This window comes from Acetobacter sp. DmW_125128 (assembly GCF_008704325.1).
In the GTDB taxonomy this organism is placed as follows: domain Bacteria; phylum Pseudomonadota; class Alphaproteobacteria; order Acetobacterales; family Acetobacteraceae; genus Acetobacter; species Acetobacter oryzifermentans.
In genome coordinates, this window is sequence record NZ_VHOP01000106.1 from 1 (window position 1) to 1,046 (window position 1,046).

Below are 1,046 nucleotides of genomic sequence, written 5' to 3' on the forward strand. Positions count from 1 at the left end.
TAGAGCAGTTCCACTGAATCCTGAATCGAGAGGTGACACTGAAGGCGTCTTGTGATTCACCGTTTTTCCTGATGGAGAGGGTGATGGCACGAGCATTGAGTGATGATCTTCGGAAGCGGGTTCTGGAGGCTGGAGCTGCGGGAGCATCGGCCCGCTCGATTGCGGCGCGGTTTGGTGTTGGGATTTCGACGGCGATCCGCTGGTTGCGTCGGGAACGTGAGAGCGGCGAGCGGACGCCCCGTCGTCAGGGCAAACCGCGCGGATCACGGCTGGACGCGCATGAAGCGTTCATTGCCGGCATGATCGAAGCGCAAAAAGACATCACGCTTCACGAAATGATGGCGCGTCTGGAAAGCGAACGGGCCGTCGGGATCGGTCGCAGCATGCTCAGTCGCTGGTTGCAGCAACACGGATGGACATTCAAAAAAAGACCGCTCATGCACTGGAGCAGGAGCGTGAAGACGTCCTGAAGCGACGACAGGACTGGTTTGATCTCCAGCCTGACCTTGATCCGCAACGTCTGGTGTTCATTGACGAAACCAGCCTCTCCACGAAGATGGCCCGTCTGCGCGGGCGTGCCTTGCGCGGGGAACGTTGCCGCGCCGGTGTGCCGCACGGTCACTGGAAAACCACGACTTTCACCGGGGGGCTGCGTCTGACAGGCCTGACCGCGCCCTTCGTGCATGATGGTCCCATGAACGGCAGGATCTTTCAGGTTTATGTCGAACGGGTTCTCATCCCGACACTGAAGCCGGGCGATATCGTCGTGATGGACAATCTTCCGGCGCATAAGCTTCCGGCGGCACAGAAGGCCATTGAGCAGGCAGGGGCGGAACTGATGTTCCTTCCGCCATACAGCCCGGACTTCAATCCCATCGAAATGGCCTTCTCAAAACTCAAGGCCTTGCTGCGCGCCAAAGCTGAACGGACTGTCGGTGCTCTGTGGGATACCGTCGGCGCACTGCTTCCGGCTTTCACTCCCAGTCAATGCGCCAGTTTCTTTACAGCCTCTGGATATGAACCAGATTAAAGTGGAACCGCTCTAG

The 1,046-nt window shown here is 58.6% G+C and carries 1 protein-coding gene; it reads left to right on the forward strand.

All coding sequences use genetic code 11. The annotated features are described in order from the left end of the window. Positions 1 to 83 precede the first annotated feature (83 nt). Positions 84 to 1,030 (forward strand): IS630 family transposase gene (locus tag FKW19_RS15185; RefSeq protein ID WP_162870688.1). Its coding sequence is split into 2 segments (ribosomal slippage): positions 84 to 423 and positions 423 to 1,030, totalling 948 coding nucleotides; the frame shifts between segments, so codons are not numbered across the junction. Positions 1,031 to 1,046: the final 16 nt, after the last annotated feature.